The following is a 24,108-nucleotide window of genomic DNA, read 5'->3' as shown; positions in this document are numbered from 1 at the left end:
ATGACCGACGCCATCAACATGGACAAGCTGACGCCGGAGACGCGCATCGTTGCAGCCTCGTTGCCGCCGCAGGAACGGCAGCGGATGATCGAGACGCTGATCTATCCCTACCCGCTGTTCAAGCAGGGGTTGGCAAACATCGGGAAGTTCCACATGCCGGTGGAAGGCGGAACGCATGGCCGCGGGAAGATCGGTGGCCTGCTCGGCCCATCGCGCGTCGGCAAGTCGTCGATCTGCAAGTTCTACCGCTCCAAATTCCCGTCGGGCTTCGACGACGAGGGCGAGGTACATCCTGTCGTCTACCTCCAGGCGTCCGACGACATGCTGCCCAAGACGATGTCCGAGCGCATCTGTCGGCAGGTCGGCGCGCATTCGCTGGCCCAGATGAAAATCCCGGCACTGATCGACAACACGATCGAGCGCCTCGTGTGGGCGAAGGCCCAGCTGCTTGTCATCGACGACGCGCAGTTCATGTTCATGAACCGCCGCGCGGATCAGGTCCGCAACTTCAAGAGCTTCCTCAAGCTTGCCGCCGACCGCAATGCCTTCAACATCCTGCTGGTCGGCGACAGGTCGATCCTCGATGTGATCCGTTCGGTGGATTACCTCCGTGGCCGCGGCGGCTTCCCACACACCAACCTCGATCCGCTTGGCGAAGGCCAGGATGAGTTCGAGCAGTTCTGCCTACTGCTGGAGGGCATCGACAACCGCCTGCCGTTCGCGGTGAAGTCGGACCTGTCGACCCCACACATCGCCCGCGACATCCATCGGCACAGCAGCGGCTTGATCGGCCGCGTGATGGAGCTGGTCCAGACCGCAGCGTTCGAGGCCATTAACGACGGCACCGATAACATCCTGACCGAACATCTGCGGTCGGCCGCCGAGCTGCTGCTGCCCGCGACCGATTCCCACCGGTACTTCCAGGGAGGCTGACATGACCGCCACGACCAATATGCCGTTCTCACGCTGGCGTCTGCGTCCGCAACTGGGCGAGCCTGCGTATAGCTACTTCGCTCGGCTGGTTGCCGACGAAGGGCATTCCAGCGTCACCGTCTATGCCAACGAGATCGGGCTGAACGGCCGCAACATCGTGCCTGAGGAGATGCTGGCGGCCCTGCTTAGGCTTCCGCTCTCCGATACGGAGAAGGCGATGCTGCAGGCAGCCACGCCGCTCTTGAGGGGCGACCACTGGCATATCGGAAACGAGCGTCTGCTGATGAAGCATATCTCATTCAAGACGCGGCGCTATTGCCCGAACTGCCTCGCTGAGGCCCCGTACCACCGCATTCAGTGGGATGTCGTCGTCGCGACGCATTGCGCCGAGCATCACGTCCCGCTTGTCGCCGGAGGAGTGGGCTGGTGGTGGCCGCATTTCGATATGACACCCAAGGGCCAGAGCATGCGGACGCTGGTCCATGCCACCGACCACAGCAGTCTTCCATTCCACGAGTTCATCCGCGACCGCCTGGAATTCGGTCGACGTGAAACCGGCCCATTCGAGAACTGTGATCTCGGCGAGATTATTGCTCCGCTGCGGCACTACGCTCGCTACACGGATACGAATGGGAACCGAGTGAACCCTGTACTGAACGAGCATCCCGACATCGAAGCGGGATTCGCTCTAATGATGGCGTCCCCTGAGGACCGGGCAGCGTGGTTCGGCGACTGGTACAAATCAGTTGTGCCTCCAGAAGTTCTTCGACGTGGGTTCATTGCATCGACCAAGGTTGCCTCGTGGCAGCACCAAGGGCGGATCGGCAATAAAATCTGGGACGACATCGAAGAGGCCCAGCACCAAGGGTTTGCGAGGGTCGGCGTCCTCGGCCGTATGTATTCCGGCGGTGTAATGGCTCGAAACGATCGAACCATGAAAGAGATCGCCGCGGAGATCGGCGTGCCTGTGAAGGGCATCCGCAATCTCATCAGGACACTCGACATCCTGCCGGACCGCGTGTGGGATAAGCGGGCGTTGGTGATCGATGAGGAAACATACGGCAAGATCAAAGGCTACGCAGACGATCTGATCACTCTCCCAGAGACTATCTCCATCACGGGGGTGCCGGGGTATATCTTCCGATATTTGGTGAAACAGGGTTTCGCCCATGAGATTTTGGGCATGACGACGGGCGGCACTTGGGGGCCGAGGTATTTGGCATCGGAAGTTCGAGAACTCGTGGACCGTCTCCGATCATGCCACGCGACAGGTAAAAGCGCCGAAACCCGAACGTTGAGAGGTTATGCGAAACGGCGTGGCATCTCGGAAGGAGAAGTTCTGGCGCGCACCCTTCGTGGCGAACTCGCACTCGCGGCCGTGGATACATCCCGAAACGGGCTAAGGGCGCTCTACTACTAGATCAAATCAATCGTACGATATTTCAGCCGGGGCCGCGAAAGCGGCTCTGGTTTTTCGTTTTGCGGACTTCGTTTGGGGACCTTGATTCCGGATCGTCTGACCATGTTCCGGATCGATGTGATGCTCGAAAAAAAATGGCGACCCCTGCAGGATTCGAACCTGCGACCACCTGCTTAGAAGGCAGGTGCTCTATCCAGCTGAGCTAAGGGGCCACACTGCCGATGCGCCTGGGCGCATCGAAGGCATGGGCTCTGGTAGCGATCGGTACGTCCGATCAGTGCGTCCAGGGCTGCGTGCGCGTATAGCGGAAATTATCCGGATATGCCACCGTCTGACGCTGCGGATCTTTCGGCGCGATCACCCGGTATTCGATGCCGTTGCGCTTGGCATAGGCTTCGGCCAGTTCCTGCGTTTCGAAATTCAGCTTGACCTGCTGGCGCATGTCCGACGACGAGGTGTAGCCCATGATCGGGTCGATCGTGCGCGGCGCTTCCTGATCGAACTCCAGCACCCAGAGATGAGCCTTTGCCTTGCCGGATTGCATGGCGGTCTTTGCTGGACGATAGATCTTGGCAGACATAGCTGCACGCCTCCGAATTATGGCTTTCGCAATCAATGGACTGCCCCCGTGCGGGGCATCTTCATCTACGATCGCACAGATAGATGAATTTTGCTTAGCGGCGAATCCCTTCCTTTTCAAGCGAAAAGCCATGGAAGCCGCGCGCCAGCGACTTACCCCTTGAACGAGGCCTGCACAGCCCTGCCCGGCGCCTTCCGGCAGCCGGAAAACAGGTCGAGCTTCGCGTCATAGACGCTGGTTTCGACATCCATCAGCCCAAGAACGCTGTGGAAGAAATTGTCGTGCGACACCGGGTTGGCGGCGCTGGCCGCAAGGCAGGCCGTGTCGATGCCGGAAGCCGCGCTGAAATCAGGCGACAGCCAGACGATGATCGGCGCCCGCGTCTGCTCCGCCGGCGCAATGATATAGGGCGCGCCATGGAGATAGAGCCCGTTCTCGCCCAGCGATTCGCCATGGTCGGAGACATAGAGCATCGACGCCGAAATCGTGTCCTGATGCTTCTTCAGATTGTCGATGACCTTGGCCACCACGTGATCTGTAAAGAGGATCGTGTTGTCATAGGCATTGACGACCTCCTCCGGCTTGCAGGCGCCGAATTCGGGCGTCCGGCAATCCGGCGTGAAGCGGCGGAAATCGTCGGGGTAGCGCCGGTAATAGGCAGGCCCGTGGCTTCCGAGCTGATGCAACACGAGAACGCTGTCGCTCTTCACATTCGAGAGCCAGTCGCCGAGCTTGTCGAGCAACACGGTGTCGAGGCATTCGCCATCCGTGCAGAAGCGCGGGTCGGCGGCATCGGGCAGGAAGCGATAGGGAATGCGGTTGGCGACGCCATAGCTGCCGGTATCGTTGTCCCACCACTCGACGTCGACCTTGGCGTGGCCGAGAATATCCGTGAGATTGTCGGTCTCGAGCCCCTTGCGGTGCGTATAGTCCTGGCGCGGATAGACCGAATACATGCAGGGCAGCGAAACCGCGGTAGAGGTGCCGCAGCTCGTCGAATTCTTATAGTAGATGACGCCGCGCGCCTTCATCTCGGGATTGGTCTCGCGCGGATAGCCGCCGAGCGAAAAATTCTGCGCCCTGCCCGTCTCCCCGGCAACGATGATCGTCACCCTGGGCTTACCATTGGCGCTCGGCGTGCGCTGATGCGCATCCGTACCGAGTGGCCGGCGCACGATATAGCGGTCATCCTCCGAGGCGAAGGCAAAGCGCGCGGCACTGCCGATCGGAACGAAGGGATTGAGCGTCAGCATCAGGTCCTTGTGGAGGCGCCCGACCGAGGCATAGGTCTGCGAGAAGCCGAGCCCGGCCGCAATGGTGATACCAAGGCATGGCACGATGACGGCCATGTTCCAGACGAACTTCTTCAGGAACGGCTTGTGAACGACCCTCACCCAGAGGATGAACAGCGACGGCAACACGCCGGCAAGCAGGATATGCAGCAGGAACGACGGCGTGATCAGATGCGCCGATTCCGCCTGCGTCGTCACTGCCGCGTTGCGGATCATCTCCTTGTCGATGATCACGCCGAACTGATCCGTGAACCACGACGACACCACCGCCACCATCAAAAAGAAGATCAAAGCCGGCTTGGTCAGGTATTTTACGGAAAACGTCGTGAGCGCCGCGATCGTCAGCGTCGAAATGCCGACCACGAAGGCGGCGAAGGCAACCGGGGCCGAGGAGAGATAGTCGAAAGCGCGGGTCCAGAAGGTGTGGTTGGCCACCACGAGAATATAGATCGCCGTCAATACCGATAGCGTCACGCTCCCGATCTTCGGCCGAAAGCGCTCGCTGGGCTCCGCTAAAACCGTGTCTTCCAATTCCACCCATCCTGAAACCGCATGCCCGGCTCAGATGCCGGGCGACCAAGCCGCGGGGGATGGCATTCGATACTGACATCAACCTGAATGAGTGGGAGAGAGCCGATCCTTGTGAAAAGACCATTTTAGTTATTGCAGCGCATGATCGAACCGTGTATTGCGCTCCTCGTTGGCACGGAGTGTAGCGCAGTCTGGTAGCGCATCTGGTTTGGGACCAGAGGGTCGGGAGTTCGAATCTCTCCACTCCGACCACCGACAAATGCCTGAGAATTCTCGGCAATTTCCCATCTCACACAAACTGTCCAAACTCCCTTTGTGGGAGTGCCGTGGGAGAAACCCACTATTTCAGCATCTGTGGGAGACAATCACCCGCATGCCCGATCGCTACCAACCCCTGTACCACTGGCGCCGCACGAAGCTGGACGAGAACGACGAGCCAAACGATTCCGACTGGTCAGGCTATGACGGGGAGATCGGGATAGGGAGGATACAGTTGCAGGCGCATGGGCCGACAAAGGGGAAATGGCTCTGGGCCGCGCATGGCCCTCACGTCCGCCGCCGGCATACCCCACACACAGGATACGAACCGGAAGGCCGGGAGGCCATGAGGAAGGTCGAGGAATACTATCACGCGCTGATGGCGGCCAATGGCCTCAAAGGGAGCAAGCAATGATCGCCACACTGCTGGTATGCGCCAGCCTGACCGTCGTCGACGGCGATACCGTCAAGTGCGACGGACAGAACTTGAGACTGTTGGGGGAAGGCGTTCCGTTTGTCTCGGGCATCGATACGCCGGAGATCGGAAGTCATGCCAAATGCATGAAGGAACGCAAGCTGGCGCTGTTCGCCAAGGGAAGGCTGAAAGAGATATTGGCCGAGGGAGGCCTCGCGGTCGAGTTTTATGGGGTCAGGGACAAGACCCCTGCCCGCCGGCCGCTGGTGAACATCTACCGGAACGACGGGTCAGAGGTAGGGCAAACCCTGCTGAAAGAAGGGTTCGCCAGGACGTGGCGGCCGGGACACAAGAACAACTGGTGTGACTGAGCGCAGGTCAGACTTTTGGCCATCTTGGACAGTGTCGGCTTTGCCAGTATATTTGCCACCGCGTTCTACGAGTGTCGCTGAGATGAAAACCGAGATCGACCACGTTTCCCATGGCTGGGCTTTGCTGGCGCTACGAATTCCCGAGATCCGTGCGCTGTCTAAGCACCGCCAATCGATCGGCGAGATGTGTGAAGCCTACAGCATCGCCGTGCTCCACCTGCGCGAGTTGAAAAAGCTTGGCCCCGACACCGAAAACATCGCCGAGTATGAGCGCCTTATCACCGAAATCGAACGGGAAACGTCGTACTACTTGACGATGCGGGCCCGGCTGTCGGCTTAGCGAGTGACCGAATGGATAGGTTCGCGCAAGGTCTGACGATTTTTATCCGCACCGCTAACCGCACCGCACCGTGACGAACGTCAGCTTTGGTTTTGAGGCGGCCCTAAAGGAATCCGATTCATGAGCGACGATGGACACGACGATAAACACCTGGCTGTCATAAAAGACGTCGTCCGTCACGCGATCCAGCTGACCGAGGCTCTTGCCGAAGCCGAAAAAGCCGGCGTGGATATGATCGTATCTTACGGCGAGCTCAATATCGGCGACAAGCGTATCAAACACGTGATCGCAAGGCCGCGCTAGTCTGCCAACGTCTTGCTCGGCAGGTGGAGAGCCTAAAGTCCCTCACGCTTGTCTCTCACATTTTCCCGACTGACGTAAGCACGCATGAGGCGACGCAGAGCCCAACCTCCCCATTCGATTGATGCATTGAGAAATTGGTACATCTTTATGTCAGAGTGACCCGCGCACCCGCCAAAGCTTAGAATGACGGCGAATTGGCGCGACAGACTGGAACAAGGTTCGCCTACGAGATTTTCCTTGTGAGGAATCTTGGAAACCGTTAACGAAGTTTAATAGAGTTTACGTTGAAATAGCCCGATCAATAATTAGATTTGCGCTATGCACAAAACCAAAACTCGAAACGAAGGAAAGAAACGTATGATCGTGCCTCATTCCCTCAAGGTAGGGTTTGTCGAGGGCTTGGCTTCGCCTCTGTCCTTTCTGTTTGTACCAGTCACGCCTGTCGAAAAATATGAATCGTCTGTCGAAAGCGCTATCGAAGAAGTCGGCAGGGCGTTCCGGATGGTAATGGTCAAGGAACAGAGAGAAGTTGGCAAAACAGCCAGAGCAAAAATCCGAGTTAAAGCCGGAAAAAGAGCCCGAAAAAGCAGGTGAAGCCGATAACGGCGGTGCCCTTGAAGGTATCGTTGAACGTCAGCTCGACCCCGTACTATCTAACTTATCGAAGGTCCAAAGAGATCAGGTCATCTCTAAGGTTGTTCGGGTAGTGCAGGCCGAGAAGTTCTCGGGGCCCCTTCCTCATCCGCGACACCTCAGTGAATACGACGCTATACTTCCGGGCGGCGCCGAGCGTATCTTCACGCTGGTTGAGACTACGATGGATCACAACATGGGTGTCCAAAATAAGGCTCAAAAGGATGATCATCACTACCGTCTGATAGGAATGGGTCTCGGGTTTCTTGCGCTCGTCCTGTTGGTCGGAGCAGCTTTTTATGCGGGAATGCATGGCAACAATATCTTGGCCGGCCTCTTTCTCGGCACCGGGGTCCTTAGCTCAATTGGCGTCTTCGTATCGGCTCACTTGAGAAAAGACCAGTAATCTAAGATTGTTCTGCGTCACTCGATTTCAGATATCGCCGCATTGTCCCAAAGTTCTCGCAGCCCCTTGTACGAGGCGTGCCGCAGCTTCCCGTCCCTCGTCCATGCTCGATATTCAATCTCGGCTATAAGCGTCGGCTGAACCCACACCAGGTTCTTGCGGCGGCCCCCGTACGCGATCGGTGACGTCTTGCGCTTGATCCGATCGAGCGTCTTTCGCAGATCGTTCGCTACGCGCTCGGTGAAGCCAGTTCCGACCGATCCGACATAGACGAGCTCGCCGCCACGCCGGGCCGCCAGGAGCAAGCTCCCAATCCCTCCCCGCGCCGACATGGAATGCTCGTAGCCAACAATCATGAAGCTGTCGGACTGGACGCATTTGATCTTGAGCCAGTCGCCGAGGCGTCCTGAACGGTAGGTGCTATCGAGCCGCTTGGCGATGACGCCCTCAAGGCCGTGCTCGCAAGCTGCCTGGAAGAGTTGCTCTCCGTCGGCATCGGACTCCTCGGAAAGTCGGATCGCACCGTGTCCGCCGGCCGGGACCAAGCTTTCGAGCAGATGCCGGCGCGTCGATAGCTCGGTGTTGGTGAAGTCATGACCGTCGAAATATAGAAGATCGAACGCCATGAAGATCGCATCGCGAGCAGTGAGCTTGCCGCCACGGCCGCCGAGCGACTGCTGCAGCATGTTGAAATCCGATCGGCCCTGATCGTCCATAACGACAGCCTCGCCGTCGAGGATCGCCGTGGAAACAGGCAGAGCCTTAGCGGCGGCTTCGATCAGAGGAAAACGGTGCGTCCAGTCGTGGCCGCCTCTGGTGAGAATTCGGACGCCCTTAGGCTCGATATGGACCGCCAGGCGGTAGCCGTCCCACTTCACCTCGAACGCCCAATCAGGTCCGACGGGTGGCTTCTGCTTCAGCAGCGCAAGGCACGGCTCGATACGATCCGGCATAGGGTCAAGGGGAAGGTTCGGCTGCGCGGGGTCGCGAGGCTTGCGCGCGCGGCTACGGAGCGGCTTGTCGCTCGTCTGGAGAGGTTTGGCTCGGACCATGGCGATCAGCTCGCCTTCCGGATCTCGGCCATGTCATCTGGAAGGATATGCATGCCGGCCGCGTGGGCAGCATCGACGAAGGCAGCGCGGGCCGCAGCGGGCTCGGCAGCCATCACCATGGCATCGATCGACCGCGCCAGCGCGCTGTGAAATCCCGGCTTCGTCTTATCCGGCCAGTCCGACATGAGGAATGAAACCATCTCCTCGACGGTCTCGGCGGGAGCATACTGTCCGACGCCGCGGATCTCGACTTCGAGCGGTTCGATCGGGGTAAGGGAAAAGCTGGCCATGACGCGGAACCTCGGCTGATGTTGATGGCGAATCAACTGACGCCGAAGTGATTCGTTCCGAATCTAATCAAAGGGTTGCTATGATCGTCCATATCGTGGAGAACTCTCACATCTGAGACTTGCCGGCGTTCATCTGTCGCGACACAGTCACGATCGCACGAGGAGAGCGCCAATGAAAATTATGACAGAAGATCAAATCCCGAGTTTCGTCCAAGACGTTGCGGACACCGGTTGCGATATCGTCGCCATCATGGGAGGAGCAGGGTTCCACTTCGGAGACGCCGATTTGTCACCCCAGGATTACGAGGTTGCCGAGCCGCAGATTCAAGCCATCTGCGAAAAATACGGACAGCGCGACCACCTCACGTCAGAGATCGCCGCATATCTGGTATCGATCGGGCGCTATTCGCAACGGGTGTCAAACGCGGCCCGAAGACTCAACTAAGCCGTCGCACATCGACAAGTTTTAGCCCCGCCATCGTGCGGGGCTTTTTTATCCGCCTTGGGCACCAGAGAGGCGTTGGCGTTCGATTCGGTCCAACCGCTCGCGCATATCGAGGATCACGTCCCTCGCCCCGTATGTGGCCGCCTGGCTCTGCTTCAGCTCGTCGATCTGCTTTTGCAGCTGAGCCTTCTGCATATCGTCCGACTGCCAGACGCGCTCAAGCTCCGCCCGCGGCACCTGATCCTTCTGAACCGTCTCGATCCTTGCTGTCAGCTGCCCGAACTTGTCGATGTAATCGTTCCGGCTGACGACGCGGTTGTTCTCATAGGTCGCCCTGAAGTCCTGAAAAGCTGATACAGAGAGGGCATTTTCGGCCACACGGGAGACGGACACCTCAATGCGGTCCTGGCTCTTCGAGAGCGTGCTGTAGAAAAACGTCCCGATCGTCACCAGAACGGTGAAGCAGACGCCGGCGGCCGCCCAAATGACCGGCCACTGCGTTTTCGAGTTTGATCGCAGCTCGTTCGACAGTGTGCCGATCGCCGCGTTGACGCTCTGAAACCCGGTGTTCATGTTCGACCGGAGATCGACGATATCCTTGCCCTGGTTCTCAACCCGCTCGGATAATCGAGCGTATTGAGCCATTGGGTCGAAGCCGTTGCCGTTGTTGCTCATGTCACTGTTCCCTGCCAACCCCGTATGCCCTTTCGATCGAATGCCATGCTTGACCGGTGTCATCCGATCGACTAAATCCGCCGCCGCCGTGCTTCCTGTCACAAGACGGCAATGGGAGGGTCCGGCCTGACGAGGAGGTCGGGCCCTTGCTACTCCTTGGCAGATCCCTTGTTGAGGGCCGCGTTTCGCCGGTTGAGATCGGCAATCCAAGCCGCGCAGTCATCGGCCTGCTTGTCCCTGTTGTCGGCTGCGACTTCCCAGCGGAACTTGAAAATGACCCACGGCTCGTCTCGCAATTGGACGCGCTCCATATGGGCGATGCAGGCCGGGATCGGGACAATGGGCGGGATTTGCGCCGCCGCCTGCCCTCTCGTCACCGCAGCAGACTGCAAGCGCCCGTCCGCCTTCTCGTCCGTCGACTGGCAAGCAGCGAGAGCCACTGCCATGACCAGGACGGCTATCGTTTTGGTGACCATGACCTGTCCTTATCGTTAGGGCGTGAGAGTTGGGCATCTTGATCGGCCTCGGCGCGCAGGCGTTCTATCTCGGCCGCCTTGGCTTCCTCGCCCCGCTTGGCGTCAAGGGCGCGCTTGTCGGCCTCCGCCGCCGCCTCATCCGCCATTCGCCTCAGAGCGCGCTCACGGGCCAGCGTGGCGTTTGCTGCCGTCAGTTCGGCGGCAGACACCATCTTCTCTATGCGGGCGTTGTAGATGGCGGTTTGCGCGGCCGTGGCAAGCTTTACCTGATCGGCGGCGAAGGAGTGCGCCCTGCCCGTCGTCAGGTCACCGATGATCGGGATGCTCGACAGGTATGGAATGCGCGAAGCGCCGGGAATGCCCCAGTCGTAGACGTAGAGACCAAGGAAGGCCAAGCCACCGAAGCCGATCGCGCGGTACAGGAATGTGAATATGGCACCAATCATGGCCTGCCCTCGTCTTTGGCGTTGAATGGTTGGGGTGGAGGCTCGTATGGCTCTGGGCAAGCCCGATCGACCGGATCGCCGTCGACGGCCACAGGAGGCGTGGCGTATGGCAGGCCAGTCCCAGTGCGCCAGATCGCGATGATGTCTTGGACGGTCGCAAACCCGGTGTAGCCGAGCACGAGGACCATGATCATGACGCCCCATATCCATGCGACTGTTTCATTGACCCTAGTGTCGGGCGCGTCGATGAGCTTCATTAGCTGCCAGCAAGCCCAGGTGACGACTGGAAAGATGATTAGGCGGCGCCATTTCCAGCCAGGCTCCCCGGTCTTCTTCGCCTCAGTGGGCTTCCCCTTCGTCTTCATGCGGCAGCCTGCAAGGCTTCGTAGAATCGCTTGGCATAGCCGGCGACATCGTTAGCCCGATCGAGGCCGTTTATGATCTTGCGAGCGTTCACCCAGTCGGTGCTCTGCGCGGTGAAGTAGTCGCCGAGCTTCTTGCCGGTGAAGAGACCGCGAGCCATACCCTCGAACATGATCTTGACGGCCACATCGTCCCGCATGGCCAGATCAGGGTTGCCGACGAGGTCAGCGCCGACGATCGGCCCCATCCTCTCATAGTTGGCCTTGTGGGTCAGCTGCACGAGACCACGGCCCAGCCATGACTTACCCTGCGCATCCTTCCGCCAGTAGGCAGACTTGACCCACGGCATCCGACCCTTTGCCCACGAGCTTTCGAGGCGGGCAATGGCCTTGTCGACCGTTGGGTTGGTGGCCTCGTCCGCCTGGCGGGTCTCGATGACCGGCTGCATGGTTCGAGCCGTCTCGTGGAAGGCCGTCGCCAGCATGTAGGCCAGCCAGCGCGGGTCGATGACAGCCTTTGCCGCCTCGTCGAGGATGGCCTCCATCCCCTGTACTTGAGACGCAGTGAGCGATCCGCCGAACAACGAGGTTCGAACGCTCGCGAAGAATCGCGATCGGTCCATTATGATCTCCGAATTTTGAGATTTTCAGTTCAAGAGAAGCCGCGCGCGGACGCTCAGCACATCCCTGCAAGGCCGGCGTTGTGATTATTTGCATTTTGCAGGCGACCACATCGATGATGGTCGTCGCCCGCTACGCGACGGAGATATGACTTGGTCTAGACAAAACTCTCACTCCACTCGCTCACTCACGACCGCGTTTCACTAGCACGAGCGGGACAGTGAGCCTGGCGGTTAGTGAGTTTCAATAAATGCCTTGGCTGCGTCAAAATCAAAAACGTGCCCCGCACCATGTACATACAGATCGGGCGCCCCACCTTTAATCTCCCATAGCCTCTTGATGAGTAGCCATTCGCCTAAGAAGTCTTGTACTGATACAGGTCGCGGCAAGCCTGGGAAATATGTGCTGATTGGTGGAACTGGCTTCGTACTCGGAAAAAACGGATCTCTTCGGCCCATTTGCCACTGCGCAGGCTTTGGAGCCAAAAGTGCGTAGATCGGTGCGTAATCAAACAGCTGATTCATATCAAAGTTGTTCGGCTGATCCACAATCCGATAATTTTCGCGAAGGTAGGTCAAGCCGACCAAAGATCCCGCGAATACTCCCTTCGAGATATCATCTCTGTACGCCATCAGGAAAGAGGCAGAAACAGCTCCGGAGGAAAGTCCCGCCACCACCATGCCGGTGTGCGCCGGAAGATACGGTTGTACGCCGTCAACAAGGCGCGACAGCATCATCACCCACGTCGTGTAATGTGAGTTACCCAGATTTTGATAGTCTGCAAGTTGCGAGTACCAGAGGTGCGATGGCGCAAAGACTACATAGCCAGCCTGAGCCCACTTTTCTGGCCAGTACCCGGCGTCAAACATGCTCCATGGAGTCGTGCCGCGCTCAGGCATTTCGTGACCGTGGATGACAATTATGATTGGCTTACTCAGATCAACCACGTGAGGGACGGCGAGGAGTGTACCGAACATTTGGGATGACGGGAATTGGAATCCTATCTCTGTGAGAGTATATCCCGTCTTCTGCTGCTCATCGCCGACAACGACCCGTGAGGGCAGGTCGATCGCGTTCTTCTCCACCATTGCTTTGTAGGTGATCTCAAACGATGAGCGCCAAGCATCGAATGTAGTTCCTCCTTCAGCGACGGCATCATATGTTAGATCATAGGATGGCGTGGTGTGCGGCCAGAGCCATGGGCTAAAGTCCGAGAGGGAAGCAGCGAGAGATTTATCGCAAAGAAACGACAACATAAAAAGCAAAGCGAATATTTTTCTCACGATTTGACCTCAATCACCCTTCGTGTCTATCGGGTACCATGCTGCGATCATGAAGTCACCCGCATGAAGTGTAGAGTTACCGGAATCGAGGGGGTGAATTCGCTCATTTGTTGAGCCAACGCTCCGCGCTCGCAAACAATCGCAAAGCAAATTCTACGGCTATTCCAACATGGCGCCATCGCGCCAGAAGCCGTCCATGTATTCGCTCGTCAGCGATTTCATGGCAGCGAAGAAGCCGACGAACCAGTTGCTGCGCTTGAACTCAGTGGCGCCGGCAAGGAGCATTCTCGCCTGCCATTGGATATCCTCGTTGAGGATGGCATCGACCATTGCAGCGAACTCAGCTGGCAAGGTGTTGGCGACGATCGCCGCCAGCGCCTCTTCCTTGGTGATCATACCCCGATTTGCCAGCTCCTGGTAAAACTGGCGACGGCTTATCGTCTCCGGCACCGCTACAGGTGCCAGAGTTCCCCACATTGTTGGCATGGTCTAATATCCTTATGACTGCTGGAGAACGACGCCGGAGGCGATGATGCCCTTGTTTGTTAGTGTCTTGAAGCGCCACTTCATCGACGTGCCAGAAGGTTGACCGGTGATGGTCGCAACACCCTCATACATCTTCACCCCTCCGAACAGCGGCATCGTTAGCGCGAGAGTGACCGCCGTCCATGTCGTGCCGTTGTCGCGCGAGACTTCCATGGTGAAGTCCGTACCTGGCGTCAGCGTCAAAGCGTCAGCGAGCTGCACCGCAATGCGTGCTACAGAAGGGACCGACGATGCGGTGTAGGCCACTGACACAAGCGTCATGTTGTTGTAGAGGGACGCGATCGCCCAAATATCGTCTTGCGCGCCGGCGCCGCCAGTAAGGTTGGCGACTGAATGGTTGACGGTTGTAGATGAAAGAGCGCCACCACCGCCTGCACCCGTGCCAGATGATGCCGCCCCGCCAGGATTGCCGGTCGCTCCTCCGCCGGTACCAAGCCTACCGTTACCCCCAGTACTGCCCGTCCCGCTGGATCCGCCGTTAGCGCCACCACCGCCGCCGCCATTGGCGGCCGAATTCCCAGCGGCCGCGCCACCAGCCCCACTAGGACCGCCGGCACCGCCGCCACCTCCACCGCCCGAGCCGTCATTTTGTGTTGGCGTGCCGCCCGCGCCTCCCGAATATTTTACGGTCCCTATTCCCGACGCGGAAGCGCCGCCAGCGCCTCCGGCCCCGGAGCCACTGACGGATCCATTGGCGCCCCCGCCACCACCCTTAGCGCCGACAGACGACGCCGCGAGACTTGCACCGTTGAACCATGTGTCTCCACCGTTAGCGTTGGCGACGCTCGTGCCAACTTGGTAGGAGACGCTTGCTCCGGGCGTTAGCGTCAAGTTGGTGGTTTTCGAATATGCACCGCCACCACCGCCGCCGCCAGCGTTTCGACTTGAAGAGCCACCTGACGCATAACCCGAACCCGAACCACCGCCGGCGCCAATCGTTTCGATTGTATTGTTGGCGCTATTCCAATCGGAAGGTACCGTCCAACTTGTCCCACTCGTTAGGACAACAGTGATATTTACACCGCCAGACGTGACATACTGGACGACGATGATACCTGGTGCGCCAGGAGCGCCGACCCCGGGGCCCGTTGATCCACCGGCGGCAGCGCCGGCACCGCCACCGTAGCCGGAGGGTGTTTTACCGTTACCTGAATTAGCCCCGGTGTTGTTGTTGAATGTACCGCCACCCGCGCCACCACTTGGGCCATACGGCCCGCTGCCGGCAGATAGGACGGTGGGCGAGTAGAGATCGTTTGTAGCGTCGTAGGTCGCGTTGGTCTTGGTTGCGATGCCGGTCTCATCGTCAAACGAATCCGACACTCCACCAACCATGCCCATGCGCTGCCCTTTCAGATCGGAAATCTCGATCGCAAAGAGCGCGTCGTTCTTACCACCACTGCTCCCGATCGCGTTGATCGCCGCCTGCACGGTCGTCGGTGAACCAGGAAGATTTGCTGCCGAATTGTCGAAGGAGACATCGGCGGCGGTGGCGGCAAGCCAGGTCTTGAACTGAGACTTGCTCTTAAATTTCAGGAGTTTTCCGGTCGTTCCGTCAAAAAATGCCGGCATGTCATCGGTTACGCCGGCCGGTCCTACGACGTCGCCGGTGCCAGATCCATCAGTGCCTTTGATCGCGGTCAGCTGCCAGTATGAGTTGCTGGTAGTTGGCAGTGTTGGCGGTGCGTTTCCGGTTGTGGCTTGTAGTGCAACGAACGATGATCCGTTGTAGAGCACCCCATCATTCCGAGCGTACGCGGTCACCGCACTATATGTGCCGCGCGGGTTAACGTACCCGGCCGGCCCCTCCGGACCGATGGGGCCTACACCGTAGGTGAAGGGACCAGCCCAGTCACCTGACGCCGCACTCGCCTTAATGAACAGCTGGGCGGGATTGGTGTCGATTACGAGGTAGGAAAAGCCTTTCGGGCGCTCGTTGTATGTAGCGCGGTCAGTTGCCGATCCGGCAACATCATATTTCCAAAGGCTTCCGGCCTGTAATTCGGCGTAGATCGTTGCGAGGATCGAGCTGTTGACGGAGTTCTGCTCTTCGTCAGCGGACCAGCGCACAAGCACGTAGTCATAGGTGCCGCTTACCCCTGCCCAAGGCTTCTCAGCGGTGATCGAAGTGTTGCTGTCGACACTCTGGATCGCCAGCGGATTGCCGCCTGCTACCGGGAATATGATGCCGCCAGCGATCAGCATGGTTGCCCACGCGGTGCCAACACCCGTAACCACGGCAGAGCCGTTCGCCAGGGTGATCTGCCCTGTCTTGTATACTGCGGTCATGTTTTGAAGCCCTTAGGAAGCTGGGATGCCGAGAATGTAATAGCGGATCGCGTATGGCGGGTTAGCGTCAGCTGTCGTGCCGATCGTGTAGCCGGGCGAGACATTCGAAGATGTTGAGGTGTAGGCGATTGGGTTGCCGATGAACGAAAAAAACCTCGCCTCGCTCGCTGTCAGTTGGCAATAAGTGGAATCGCCGGAAGTGACGACGGTGCCTGCGTCGTTGTTGTAGTAGATCAGCTTCGTGAAAGGCGTCCGCACGCGCTTCCCGAATGATCCGTTGAACTGCATGTTCGTACCGCCGCCGTGGATGGTCATGAATTTAACGATCGGGAACAGTCCGTTCGAGTTAAACGGCACAGAGTATTGAACGCCGTTTCCGCCAGAAAGACCGATTGTCCCTTGAGCCAAAATGCGAAGCGTCGGCCAACGGCTGTCAATGATGACGTCCGCGAGGCTGGGCGTGCTGGATGCGCCCGGTCGCAAGAACTGCACGACGTCCTGGGTGCCGTCGTTGAACTGCCTCAGCACACGATTGCTGCCCGACGTTTGCGCGCTGTTGTCGCTGGCAAACACCACAACGCGAGCCCGGCAAGCGCCATAGGGGTTATTCAGGGTGACGGTCGTTCCAGAGACGATGTACTGAATGCCGAAGTTCGTGTTGAACGTCGCTGGTGTTGTCGGGAAGAACAGCGCTCCACCGGTGTAGGCCGAGATGTCGACCAGCAGCTGCCCCGTCACCGCGATCCCGCGCAGATAAGGCGTCATGTCGAGATTTGTCGTCCCCGACGGCACCGCCAGATCTGCCGCGTAGATCACCTTCAACGGACGGTTGATGCTGTCGAAGACCAGCTGCGTTCGTGACGCTGTGCGAACGTCATAGCCCGTCTTGGCGACACGGCATTGGGTGCTGTTGATCTGCACCGACATCTGGCCGGGGATAGGAGCCAAGGGAGGACTTGCCAGAGCCGTCTCATCGCCGGGCAGGTTCCAAACCACTAGTTGGCGATCTCCCACGTCCAGCGGCCAGGTTGATGTTGCCGGGCGCGTGCCGATCAGATTGGACTTGGAATTGCCGAGCTGCGGAAAGGTGCTTGACCAGCTCTGCATCCATCCGCCCTCCTGAGCCTGCCATAAGGCATACTCACCTGCGCGGTTTTGATATCCGTAGCTCTTCTGTGAGACTATAGGACCCTGCACCCACCCCCCGATAACCCTCTTCATATCATGGACTGGCAGGTTGTAATCAAGCAGCGGAAAATAGTCTGTCGTCCACGCTATCCAGCTGTAACCCAGGGTGTTGCCGATATCGGCTCGCCCGTAGTTTGATGTGCCTGTCCCGCCTGGGTAGTAAGCGGCGGAATTTCCGTTGCCGACATACCCAGCCGTATCACTGCCAGCAAACTTGAAGAACCCCGCATCCTTGGAGTTGAAATCGAACTTTGCGTAATCCGAGTCCGGCGTGGCGAAAGGATCATATGACGCGTCGGCCATGATCTTAATTGAAGCCGAGCCTGTGCTATCCAGGCCAATCATCGTCCGTTTTGACATTAGCTGAAGATCTCGATCGTTCCCTGGATGCCGTCGATTTGCATCTTATTGTTGTCGGATATCCACGCGCCGCCACGGATCGTACGGATGCGTGCCGAATTGAGGGTCAACTCTCCGTCCTCGACGACAAACGGAAATGAATTTTCATCATCAGACGTGATGAGAACGAACTGATCCACGTCGAATGCGGCTCGCGACTTGAGCACACCGTCGTCCGTATACAACTCGATGAAGAAACCACTTTGCTTCCACGTGTCGCCGATAGAGCCCTTGAGAAGAATGGCATAGCGAACGGTGACGCCTTCTGGAGCTGCTACCGCTTGGAATGCCACAAGGCCGTTAGCCAGGTTCTCGCCGAAAGCCGCAATCAGCTCTTCGGTCTGCGCCACGATGTTGGCGACGCTGGAATTGAGAACAACGATTTCCTCGCTGAAGCTCGCACCCTGTACTGCAACCTTCCGGCTGAGCGTCTGCGACACCCCGCTGGTGATCTGGAAGTTCTGCTGCAACTGATCGAGCAGACCCTCGTTGCGATTCATGCTGGCATAAAGATCCTTGAAAACGTCGAGCACCTCGCCTTTCAGCTGTCCGAGACCGATTTCCAGGTCTGCGTTGCCGCCGTCGAGCGACGTCACATCGACTGGATCTGTCCAACTCGTCGCGCGATCGGCAATCAGTTTGTGACGAAATTGGTATGTCGTCAGGCTCAGAATGCCTTCCTGAATGAAGGCAATGTTGGCGTCAGCCTGAACAGTTCGCGAGAACTTGTTCGCCGGCTCTGTCTTGATCCACCACTCGATGACTATGCCCGTGACCGTGGCATCCTCGACTGGCGACCACGAGACGCGGAAAGCGGGGTACGAGCGACCATCAGCACCGACGCCGAGGACAGGAGCGATCGAAAAGTCCTGCAGCTCATTGAGATAGACCGGCTCGCCGTTAGGGATCGGAATTGCTGGCGGAATGACCGAGACAGAGTCATAAATGGCGCCATCACGCTCCTGCAGTGAAAGCGAGACGTTGCGCGGCCCGTCGCTGGTCAGCGCCCTGATCGATCGAGCCTGCACCATGTAGACGCGGTCACCGTATCGAGCCGAGTTCCAGCGGACCCAATCACCTGCCTTGATCGTCTGGAAGCGCGGCCGAATGACGATGTCGGCCGTTGCCTCGTAGCGATTTTCGTTGAAGTAAATCGAGGCGAGCTGATTGGCCTGACGCTTCGAGCGAACTTGCGGGAAGTCGAGATTGACATCACGAGTACGCCGATCGAGCGACACGTATCCGGCATTCGTCTGGGTGTCATAGCCGGCTGGCGACCACATGTTCTCTGGCTCCGGATAGGTGCCAGAGACGGCGTTGACAAGATCAGCCATTGAGCGGCGACGCTGGAAGCGGACGGCTTCCCCTGCAATAAGATCATCATCGGTAAACGTCTCAACGATCGGCTGGTCGGTCCCGATCAGCGGCCACGAGCCGGTGACGTCGTCGATGACGATCCCGCCGCAAGCCGTCATCACTGCTTCGATATTGTCGCCATGCTGGGCGTCAGCATCAAACAGCACCGAGCAGCGGTAGCGAGGCTCGCCGCCTGCATCCTCGTCGCAGATGTTCATGGCGGTGGCATAGCGGTCAAACGGCAGGTCCGCCGACGCCATACCCATACCGCAGAACATATCGCCATTGACTGAGAAGCCGCGCCGGTAGTTGTACTCCTGAACGATCGGGCTCTCGGAAAACTCGTGCGTCGAGTAGTCATCCCACCGATGTCCGCCAGAACCGCCCACCGTCGAATCCTTGCGAGGGTCGTAAAGGCGAGCACCGCGGAACTCGAAGAAGAAGTCGGGGAACTGCCCAAGCTTATCCTGGTCATAGGTCAGCTCGGCCTTGATCCAGCAAACCCCAGTCCCGATATGATCAGCCGTCCAGCGCCCGAAGGGATTGGAGTGATTGATCATATCGGCGTCGGCCGCCGTCTGGGTGCCGTAATAGAAGGTGAAGCGGATCAGGCCGGCATAATCACCGCTGACCACGGAATAAATAGTCTTGAAGGCATCCCCGCCGATGACGCTCAGCGACAGTAGCGAGCCACCCGCCCAGATGCGCGACAGGCCGTCGCAAGGGAAGTCGGCGAGCACGTAGACCTGCTCGAGGTACTTGTTGGAGCTGCCGTAGGTGTTGACGTAGCAATCATGGCCAGCGATCCCCACCAGGCCGCAAGCGACCTTGCGGGAGACGTTCTCGCCATACTCGCGCTCGAACTCGACGCCGCCGACGGCCGCGCTGTTCTTCTTTGCCTGGCGCTGCTGGATCTTACTGACAAGCAGGTTAAGGCCGATCCCGATGATCGCCTTGCCGATGATGCCCAGAGAGCCGAAGAAGCCGCCGATTGCGGCCCCGATAGGTGCGAGAAAGGGCATCAGATCACCTTGAATGCATATGCGACCGACGAGGCCGGCAGGAACTCGACGGCATCAGCACCGCGCGTCATGAACCCGATCGACGTGAAGATGCCGCCAGAGAGGACGCCATCGCGATCTACGACGCCTATATCGCCGCGCTGCGCCATGCTGGGCGCGATATCGGAAAACTTGGCGGCAAAGGCATCGCGGACGGTCTCAAATCCGCGCTGGCGCAACTTCTTGGCTGCGCCCGTTTCCGTCTTGTAGCCAAGGGCGTCGGCATACATCCGCTCGCCGGTGACAGCCTCGACGCCATCGTCGGCGATCAGATAGCAGTCCGATGTGCCGTAGAGCGAAGGCAACGCCTGATGCTTCGCCACAACCGCATTGAGGCGTTTCTCCCAGCCGGGAAGTCTGGTCATGTGGTTACAGTCCCTTGAAACCTATGGCGCGCGCTGCGCCTGCAGCCGCGCTTTTGGCAGCGTTGACGGCAGAGCCAACGGCCTTGCCCCAAGCGATATCGACACGGCCGGCAGTCGCCGAATGCTCAAAGAACCTGTCGCCGGGGTCACGGCGCTGCTGATCAGCAACCGTCCGCTTGCGCCCATTCTGCCGCGAGTAGTCTAGCTGCCTGCCCTCGCATCGCGCAGTGAGGTAATAGCCGCGCGTGTCGTCAGCATTGTGCTCGATGACGTCGAGGTAGCCGCGAGCGACTGGCTCCACTTGTATGAGCGTCATGCTATCCGGGTGGAAGTGTGCGTCGTAGACGACGACGGGCCGATCTCTATAGTCCTCGTTTTCGATCTCGGTGAGGATCTCCGGGGTGAGGTCAAACTGCTTGCTCTCGGCGAGCGTGAGCGTGAAGCCGCCATCCGCCGCCGTGCCCGTCCCGCCGCCGATGTCAGAAACTTCAATAAGCCCGAAGGGCTGATAAGTGACGCCCGCATAAGTGAACGGCTCCCGGCGGGCGATAAAGCCATAGATGCCCGAGCCGAGCTGCACACGAACCATCTGACGTGTTGAGATCCGGCCGGCGTCGTATAGCGCTTTGACCTCTGCGGAGAGAGCCATCAGAACAAACGCCTGCGCTGCGCATCTCTGACCATATCGATGATGGTGGCACGGAAGACAGCATCATTCAGCAGCCAGCGGATGACCCGGCGACGAAACCAATTCATTGGCTTTCCCTCAATTGAAACGAGACGGTGCGGAACAGCCCCTCACCCGGGGTCTGATAGCTGCCAGGCACCAGTCGCATTACGAGCGCAGGGTTTGCAAACCTAACAACCGCACCAGCCTGGGCGACGGTGTCGAACGGCGGCGGCTCGACGGTGATCGACCTCGACGCCCCCGATCCGGATACCTCCGTGATCCGGCCGATGTAATACCGGCCAGATCGCTCAACGCCAATGCGATCCCCTACAGACAGCACCAGTCCAGCATCGACGCTGTTGACCGACAGGATGTTGCCGTCGGTGACCGAAACGAGATTGCCAGGATCATCAGCCGGAGCGTGGTTCTCCCGGTGAGCCTTGGGATAACCCTGTGTCGGATGCCGGAAGAGAACCGTGCGAAGGCCTTCGCGAAGCGAGAGCCACCAAGCCTCGATCTCGGAATACTCATCGAGATACAGGGGCCGGGTGGCCATATCTGCAACCCAAGTCGGGTCTTCGGTCTGCGTGTAGTTCGTAAGGCGAGAGCCAGACCGAGAAGCCTTGACGGGATCATCGAGCACGAAGTCGCATTTGACCCACGAGATATCGGGGAGCGGACGAGGAAACGATATCGCCATTAAATCATCCGTCTCTTCTGGGCATCTTTGACCGTGCTGACAATGGTGGCAGGAACGTCAGCGCGGAACTTCGCGAAGTCACTGCGCAGAGCGGCAATCGCTGCATCGTCTGCATTTGCCGCATTAAAGACTGGGGCTATGCTAATGTTGACATTGCCGTTTTGCCCGCTTGCGTTCTGGTTCGCGGGAACCTGCAGACGATGGTTTGGCACGACCTCCTCGCCACCCTTGAAACGAACGAGTTCAGGCCCTTTTTCTCCGACCCAAGCGATACCAGGGCGAGCCGAAGACGTGCCGGTCGCATACCCTGGCAAGGAACCAGTGTATGCGGTGGCACCGGATCCGAGGTTGAACCCTCCGGAGCTGCTACCGCCACCGAATAGGCCGCCGAGGAACCCAAGGATGCCTCCGCTACCGGCCCCGCTACCAGCGCTGCCGACCTTGAAGACAGCATCCATCACGTCGCCAAGCAGCTTGTCGGTGATGCGGTCGAGGACGTTTAGCGCAGCCTTGCCGAACGACTTCCAGAAGCCTTCGCCGTTCTTGAGCCCATCGCGCAGATCGTTGACGAAACCGAGCGTGGTGTTCTTCACGAACTCCATAGCCTGCTTCGCCTTCTGGATTGCCTCCGTCTGGCGGTTCTGGGCTTCAGTTGCGGCAGCTAGAGCACTGGACGTCTGATCGATCTGGGCAATCAACTCCGGCGTAATCGTCTTTTTGGCTTTCTCAGCAGCGGCTAGGAGGTTCGCGGAGGTGCGTGCTTTTGTGATCGCGTAGTCATAATCGTTGACCAACGGGTTCAAGGAAGCTTGCGCAGCAGTTTCCGCCTGGATGGCCTTGGTACGCTCCTCAATGGACAGGATTGAAGATTTGTAGTTGTCATTCGATGCTGACCGAGTTCGGGGCGTACGTCCGCCTAAGCCTTCCAGCTCTATAAGCGGTCTGCGCGACGGCGTTGGAGCATCGGTAGGAACGAAGTCCTCTTCCTTCATGATGGAACCATTTTCGCTCCACAGCGGGCCGAGCGTTCCTAGTTTAGGCCCGTTCTGACCCGTAGTCAGGGCGTTGAGCCGCTCCTGGCTCAGGCGGTTTGCCTCATTCGCAGCGCGAAAAATCTGATTGGCTAGGCCGCCGAAAGCATCCGCAAAATCGTCAACGGCTTGGATCCCTGAAGACCTCATTGACCCCGTCAAGGCATCTTGGACCGCCTGTAGGTCTGAAACCGATGCCGTTCCATCTTCCACCCCTTTGCGCAAGGTCTGGAAGGTGTCATTGAGCTTATCGATTTCTTCTGATTCCCCACCGGCTTGCCTCAGCGAGACGATCATGTCCGCAAACTGGACGTTGATGTCTTCCAGAGGCGCGCGAACACTATCCCAATTTACCCTTTCCAACGCATCGTAGGCCTGCTTGAGGTCACCAACGTCCTTAGCTCGCTCCAGCTCGTTGACAAAACTCTGGAGTGCAGGAACTGCCGCCCCCCACCTATCAGCGACGTCTTGGATCAATTCCGCCTGCTGCTTGAGAGCGGCCGCAGAATCCGGCGCGTTCGATGAGATCGACGAGAAATAGGTGAGCGCAGCGCCCGCCGCGATGCCTGCCGCGATACCTATGGGCCCGAACCCGAGCGCCAGATCTGGCAGCTGGATCGCGAGGGACTGAAGAAAGTTTCCCGTCACCTGAGTTTGCTGGGCAACCTGACTGAGCTGCATCGCCATCATGCGCGCCTGGTTGGTGAACCCAGTGGCCGACCGAGCATTGTCGTTCACAGCGGAATTCATCGCGACAAGCGCGCTGGTCGACTTCGTGACGGACGCAGCCCCATCCGAGTATGCGCGAGCGGCAGCATTTACCGATCCAACTACGCCGCCAGTTGACTTTCGCAAACCTTCGACTGCAGCCTCAGCCTTAGTGGCCGCGCCGGATAGTTTGTTGATCTCGTCCGCTGCCTTCTGCGGAGTGCCATTGGTCGAAACCTGAATGCCGAGCTGGGCTACGTCCATGTCTTTTGCCTTTTGGCGCCATGCGCACTATCGTCCGCCCAGTTTACAGCTAGGAGGGGAATCAATGGATGGTTGGTTGAAAGGGCTGGTGGCTACCGCTTGCGTTGTCGTGATCGCGGGAGGCGCCTATTACGGATGGTCAGAGTATGATCGCAAACAGACAGCAGAGAGAGCGCGGCAGAGATCCGTCGAAGCTAATGTGTCGCCGGAGCAGTGCCAGACTATGGCGACCGCTACGCTTCCCGACAATCCAAGCCAGCCGCCGAAGACATCGCGCTACACCCAAGAATTGGTGCTGTGTGCTCGATATGGCTACCTCGCAACGTACGAGAAGCACCAGTTGGAACTAACTGGTATTGTTCCTAAAAGCTAAACATGAAGAGGCGGCCCGAAGACCGCCTC

27 protein-coding genes and 2 tRNA genes are annotated in these 24,108 nt (G+C 58.7%); 10 read left to right on the top strand and 19 right to left on the bottom strand.

Annotation, left to right across the window (positions count from 1 at the left end; all coding sequences use genetic code 11):
• Positions 1–933: an AAA family ATPase gene (locus tag AC1DOG_RS02960; protein ID WP_477926766.1), complete on the top strand. Its 933-nt coding sequence runs from the start codon at positions 1–3 to the stop codon at positions 931–933.
• Position 934: 1 nt separating this feature from the next.
• Positions 935–2,353, top strand: a complete 1,419-nt coding sequence (locus AC1DOG_RS02955; protein WP_477926765.1) for a TniQ family protein — start codon at positions 935–937, stop codon at positions 2,351–2,353.
• A gap of 135 nt (positions 2,354–2,488) precedes the next feature.
• On the opposite strand, the gene AC1DOG_RS02950 is transcribed toward AC1DOG_RS02955, so the two are convergent.
• The 3 genes from AC1DOG_RS02950 to AC1DOG_RS02940 all read right to left on the bottom strand — a co-directional run bounded on the left by AC1DOG_RS02950 (position 2,489) and on the right by AC1DOG_RS02940 (position 4,756).
• A tRNA-Arg gene (locus AC1DOG_RS02950) sits at positions 2,489–2,565 on the bottom strand.
• A 62-nt stretch (positions 2,566–2,627) separates the two neighbouring features.
• Positions 2,628–2,933, bottom strand: a complete 306-nt coding sequence (locus AC1DOG_RS02945) for an ETC complex I subunit (protein ID WP_477926764.1) — start codon at positions 2,931–2,933, stop codon at positions 2,628–2,630.
• 152 nt (positions 2,934–3,085) lie between these two features.
• Positions 3,086–4,756 (bottom strand): phosphoethanolamine transferase, encoded by a 1,671-nt coding sequence (locus tag AC1DOG_RS02940; protein WP_477926763.1) that lies wholly within the window; start codon positions 4,754–4,756, stop codon positions 3,086–3,088.
• A gap of 175 nt (positions 4,757–4,931) precedes the next feature.
• Here AC1DOG_RS02940 and AC1DOG_RS02935 point away from each other — a divergent pair.
• From AC1DOG_RS02935 to AC1DOG_RS02910, 6 genes are all read left to right on the top strand, one after another.
• A tRNA-Pro gene (locus tag AC1DOG_RS02935) sits at positions 4,932–5,008 on the top strand.
• A gap of 121 nt (positions 5,009–5,129) precedes the next feature.
• Positions 5,130–5,429 carry a hypothetical protein gene (locus AC1DOG_RS02930; protein ID WP_477926762.1) on the top strand — a complete coding sequence of 100 codons (300 nt, stop codon included), beginning with the start codon at positions 5,130–5,132 and terminating at the stop codon, positions 5,427–5,429.
• Positions 5,426–5,800: a thermonuclease family protein gene (locus AC1DOG_RS02925; RefSeq protein WP_477926761.1), complete on the top strand. Its 375-nt coding sequence runs from the start codon at positions 5,426–5,428 to the stop codon at positions 5,798–5,800. The genes AC1DOG_RS02930 and AC1DOG_RS02925 overlap by 4 nt, the downstream gene beginning before the upstream one ends.
• 82 nt (positions 5,801–5,882) lie before the next feature.
• Entirely contained in the window at positions 5,883–6,140 is a 258-nt protein-coding gene (locus AC1DOG_RS02920; protein WP_112988964.1) for a hypothetical protein, read from the top strand.
• Positions 6,141–6,260: 120 nt separating this feature from the next.
• Positions 6,261–6,443, top strand: coding sequence for a hypothetical protein (locus tag AC1DOG_RS02915; RefSeq protein ID WP_477926760.1), 183 nt, complete (start codon positions 6,261–6,263; stop codon positions 6,441–6,443).
• Between the two features lie 529 nt (positions 6,444–6,972).
• Positions 6,973–7,482, top strand: a complete 510-nt coding sequence (locus AC1DOG_RS02910) for a DUF2335 domain-containing protein (protein WP_477926759.1) — start codon at positions 6,973–6,975, stop codon at positions 7,480–7,482.
• A 17-nt stretch (positions 7,483–7,499) separates the two neighbouring features.
• On the opposite strand, the gene ligD is transcribed toward AC1DOG_RS02910, so the two are convergent.
• Positions 7,500–8,534 carry a non-homologous end-joining DNA ligase gene (gene ligD / locus AC1DOG_RS02905; protein WP_477926758.1) on the bottom strand — a complete coding sequence of 345 codons (1,035 nt, stop codon included), beginning with the start codon at positions 8,532–8,534 and terminating at the stop codon, positions 7,500–7,502.
• Positions 8,535–8,539: 5 nt separating this feature from the next.
• Positions 8,540–8,824, bottom strand: coding sequence for a DUF982 domain-containing protein (locus AC1DOG_RS02900; RefSeq protein WP_477926757.1), 285 nt, complete (start codon positions 8,822–8,824; stop codon positions 8,540–8,542).
• Between the two features lie 172 nt (positions 8,825–8,996).
• Between AC1DOG_RS02900 and AC1DOG_RS02895 the strand changes: the two genes are divergently transcribed.
• Positions 8,997–9,269 carry a hypothetical protein gene (locus AC1DOG_RS02895; RefSeq protein ID WP_477926756.1) on the top strand — a complete coding sequence of 91 codons (273 nt, stop codon included), beginning with the start codon at positions 8,997–8,999 and terminating at the stop codon, positions 9,267–9,269.
• 48 nt (positions 9,270–9,317) lie between these two features.
• Here AC1DOG_RS02895 and AC1DOG_RS02890 read toward each other — a convergent pair whose 3' ends face one another.
• The 14 genes from AC1DOG_RS02890 to AC1DOG_RS02825 form a co-directional block, all read right to left on the bottom strand.
• Positions 9,318–9,944 (bottom strand): hypothetical protein, encoded by a 627-nt coding sequence (locus tag AC1DOG_RS02890; RefSeq protein ID WP_477926755.1) that lies wholly within the window; start codon positions 9,942–9,944, stop codon positions 9,318–9,320.
• A 149-nt stretch (positions 9,945–10,093) separates the two neighbouring features.
• On the bottom strand, positions 10,094–10,420 hold the full coding sequence (locus AC1DOG_RS02885) for a hypothetical protein (protein ID WP_477926754.1): 327 nt from the start codon (positions 10,418–10,420) through the stop codon (positions 10,094–10,096).
• Positions 10,402–10,866 (bottom strand): hypothetical protein, encoded by a 465-nt coding sequence (locus tag AC1DOG_RS02880; protein WP_477926753.1) that lies wholly within the window; start codon positions 10,864–10,866, stop codon positions 10,402–10,404. Before AC1DOG_RS02880 ends, AC1DOG_RS02885 begins: the two co-directional genes overlap by 19 nt.
• Positions 10,863–11,231 carry a hypothetical protein gene (locus AC1DOG_RS02875; protein WP_018900435.1) on the bottom strand — a complete coding sequence of 123 codons (369 nt, stop codon included), beginning with the start codon at positions 11,229–11,231 and terminating at the stop codon, positions 10,863–10,865. Before AC1DOG_RS02875 ends, AC1DOG_RS02880 begins: the two co-directional genes overlap by 4 nt.
• Positions 11,228–11,851 (bottom strand): glycoside hydrolase family 19 protein, encoded by a 624-nt coding sequence (locus tag AC1DOG_RS02870; RefSeq protein WP_477926752.1) that lies wholly within the window; start codon positions 11,849–11,851, stop codon positions 11,228–11,230. Before AC1DOG_RS02870 ends, AC1DOG_RS02875 begins: the two co-directional genes overlap by 4 nt.
• Before the next feature lie 231 nt (positions 11,852–12,082).
• Positions 12,083–13,132: a dienelactone hydrolase family protein gene (locus tag AC1DOG_RS02865; RefSeq protein ID WP_477926751.1), complete on the bottom strand. Its 1,050-nt coding sequence runs from the start codon at positions 13,130–13,132 to the stop codon at positions 12,083–12,085.
• A gap of 159 nt (positions 13,133–13,291) precedes the next feature.
• Positions 13,292–13,618, bottom strand: coding sequence for a hypothetical protein (locus AC1DOG_RS02860; protein ID WP_477926750.1), 327 nt, complete (start codon positions 13,616–13,618; stop codon positions 13,292–13,294).
• Positions 13,619–13,630: 12 nt separating this feature from the next.
• The gene (locus AC1DOG_RS02855) at positions 13,631–15,964 is read right to left on the bottom strand and encodes a hypothetical protein (RefSeq protein ID WP_477926749.1); all 2,334 of its coding nucleotides are present in this window, start codon (positions 15,962–15,964) and stop codon (positions 13,631–13,633) included.
• Positions 15,965–15,976: 12 nt separating this feature from the next.
• On the bottom strand, positions 15,977–17,512 hold the full coding sequence (locus AC1DOG_RS02850) for a hypothetical protein (protein WP_477926748.1): 1,536 nt from the start codon (positions 17,510–17,512) through the stop codon (positions 15,977–15,979).
• Entirely contained in the window at positions 17,512–19,929 is a 2,418-nt protein-coding gene (locus AC1DOG_RS02845; protein WP_477926747.1) for a phage tail protein, read from the bottom strand. The genes AC1DOG_RS02850 and AC1DOG_RS02845 overlap by 1 nt, the downstream gene beginning before the upstream one ends.
• Complete coding sequence (locus tag AC1DOG_RS02840; RefSeq protein ID WP_477926746.1) at positions 19,929–20,333, bottom strand: DUF6950 family protein; 405 nt, start codon at positions 20,331–20,333, stop codon at positions 19,929–19,931. The genes AC1DOG_RS02845 and AC1DOG_RS02840 overlap by 1 nt, the downstream gene beginning before the upstream one ends.
• A gap of 4 nt (positions 20,334–20,337) precedes the next feature.
• On the bottom strand, positions 20,338–20,982 hold the full coding sequence (locus AC1DOG_RS02835) for a DUF2163 domain-containing protein (protein ID WP_477926745.1): 645 nt from the start codon (positions 20,980–20,982) through the stop codon (positions 20,338–20,340).
• Between the two features lie 103 nt (positions 20,983–21,085).
• On the bottom strand, positions 21,086–21,703 hold the full coding sequence (locus tag AC1DOG_RS02830) for a hypothetical protein (protein WP_477926744.1): 618 nt from the start codon (positions 21,701–21,703) through the stop codon (positions 21,086–21,088).
• Positions 21,703–23,706 carry a hypothetical protein gene (locus AC1DOG_RS02825; RefSeq protein WP_477926743.1) on the bottom strand — a complete coding sequence of 668 codons (2,004 nt, stop codon included), beginning with the start codon at positions 23,704–23,706 and terminating at the stop codon, positions 21,703–21,705. Before AC1DOG_RS02825 ends, AC1DOG_RS02830 begins: the two co-directional genes overlap by 1 nt.
• A gap of 64 nt (positions 23,707–23,770) precedes the next feature.
• Here AC1DOG_RS02825 and AC1DOG_RS02820 point away from each other — a divergent pair, with 64 nt between their 5' ends.
• A complete protein-coding gene (locus AC1DOG_RS02820; protein WP_477926742.1) occupies positions 23,771–24,079 on the top strand; it encodes a hypothetical protein in 309 nt (102 codons plus the stop codon).
• The last annotated feature ends 29 nt before the right edge of the window (positions 24,080–24,108 follow it).

Source organism: Rhizobium sp. 01N48 (assembly GCF_056399145.1).
The sequence above is the reverse complement of the archived record's forward strand: the minus strand, read 5'-3'. Positions and strand labels throughout refer to the sequence as shown.

Bases quoted from the DNA above. Each gene is read 5' to 3' on its own strand.
- AC1DOG_RS02880 (WP_477926753.1), bottom strand. From the start codon at position 10,866: ATGATTGGTGCCATATTCACATTCCTGTACCGCGCGATCGGCTTCGGT.
- AC1DOG_RS02825 (WP_477926743.1), bottom strand. From the start codon at position 23,706: ATGGACGTAGCCCAGCTCGGCATTCAGGTTTCGACCAATGGCACTCCG.
- AC1DOG_RS02875 (WP_018900435.1), bottom strand. From the start codon at position 11,231: ATGAAGACGAAGGGGAAGCCCACTGAGGCGAAGAAGACCGGGGAGCCT.
- AC1DOG_RS02930 (WP_477926762.1), top strand. From the start codon at position 5,130: ATGCCCGATCGCTACCAACCCCTGTACCACTGGCGCCGCACGAAGCTG.
- AC1DOG_RS02945 (WP_477926764.1), bottom strand. From the start codon at position 2,933: ATGTCTGCCAAGATCTATCGTCCAGCAAAGACCGCCATGCAATCCGGC.
- AC1DOG_RS02960 (WP_477926766.1), top strand. From the start codon at position 1: ATGACCGACGCCATCAACATGGACAAGCTGACGCCGGAGACGCGCATC.
- AC1DOG_RS02925 (WP_477926761.1), top strand. From the start codon at position 5,426: ATGATCGCCACACTGCTGGTATGCGCCAGCCTGACCGTCGTCGACGGC.
- ligD (WP_477926758.1), bottom strand. From the start codon at position 8,534: ATGGTCCGAGCCAAACCTCTCCAGACGAGCGACAAGCCGCTCCGTAGC.
- AC1DOG_RS02920 (WP_112988964.1), top strand. From the start codon at position 5,883: ATGAAAACCGAGATCGACCACGTTTCCCATGGCTGGGCTTTGCTGGCG.
- AC1DOG_RS02820 (WP_477926742.1), top strand. From the start codon at position 23,771: ATGGATGGTTGGTTGAAAGGGCTGGTGGCTACCGCTTGCGTTGTCGTG.
- AC1DOG_RS02900 (WP_477926757.1), bottom strand. From the start codon at position 8,824: ATGGCCAGCTTTTCCCTTACCCCGATCGAACCGCTCGAAGTCGAGATC.
- AC1DOG_RS02855 (WP_477926749.1), bottom strand. From the start codon at position 15,964: ATGACCGCAGTATACAAGACAGGGCAGATCACCCTGGCGAACGGCTCT.
- AC1DOG_RS02850 (WP_477926748.1), bottom strand. From the start codon at position 17,512: ATGTCAAAACGGACGATGATTGGCCTGGATAGCACAGGCTCGGCTTCA.
- AC1DOG_RS02915 (WP_477926760.1), top strand. From the start codon at position 6,261: ATGAGCGACGATGGACACGACGATAAACACCTGGCTGTCATAAAAGAC.
- AC1DOG_RS02830 (WP_477926744.1), bottom strand. From the start codon at position 21,703: ATGGCGATATCGTTTCCTCGTCCGCTCCCCGATATCTCGTGGGTCAAA.
- AC1DOG_RS02885 (WP_477926754.1), bottom strand. From the start codon at position 10,420: ATGGTCACCAAAACGATAGCCGTCCTGGTCATGGCAGTGGCTCTCGCT.
- AC1DOG_RS02840 (WP_477926746.1), bottom strand. From the start codon at position 20,333: ATGACCAGACTTCCCGGCTGGGAGAAACGCCTCAATGCGGTTGTGGCG.
- AC1DOG_RS02890 (WP_477926755.1), bottom strand. From the start codon at position 9,944: ATGAGCAACAACGGCAACGGCTTCGACCCAATGGCTCAATACGCTCGA.
- AC1DOG_RS02870 (WP_477926752.1), bottom strand. From the start codon at position 11,851: ATGGACCGATCGCGATTCTTCGCGAGCGTTCGAACCTCGTTGTTCGGC.
- AC1DOG_RS02835 (WP_477926745.1), bottom strand. From the start codon at position 20,982: ATGGCTCTCTCCGCAGAGGTCAAAGCGCTATACGACGCCGGCCGGATC.
- AC1DOG_RS02955 (WP_477926765.1), top strand. From the start codon at position 935: ATGACCGCCACGACCAATATGCCGTTCTCACGCTGGCGTCTGCGTCCG.
- AC1DOG_RS02895 (WP_477926756.1), top strand. From the start codon at position 8,997: ATGAAAATTATGACAGAAGATCAAATCCCGAGTTTCGTCCAAGACGTT.
- AC1DOG_RS02860 (WP_477926750.1), bottom strand. From the start codon at position 13,618: ATGCCAACAATGTGGGGAACTCTGGCACCTGTAGCGGTGCCGGAGACG.
- AC1DOG_RS02845 (WP_477926747.1), bottom strand. From the start codon at position 19,929: ATGCCCTTTCTCGCACCTATCGGGGCCGCAATCGGCGGCTTCTTCGGC.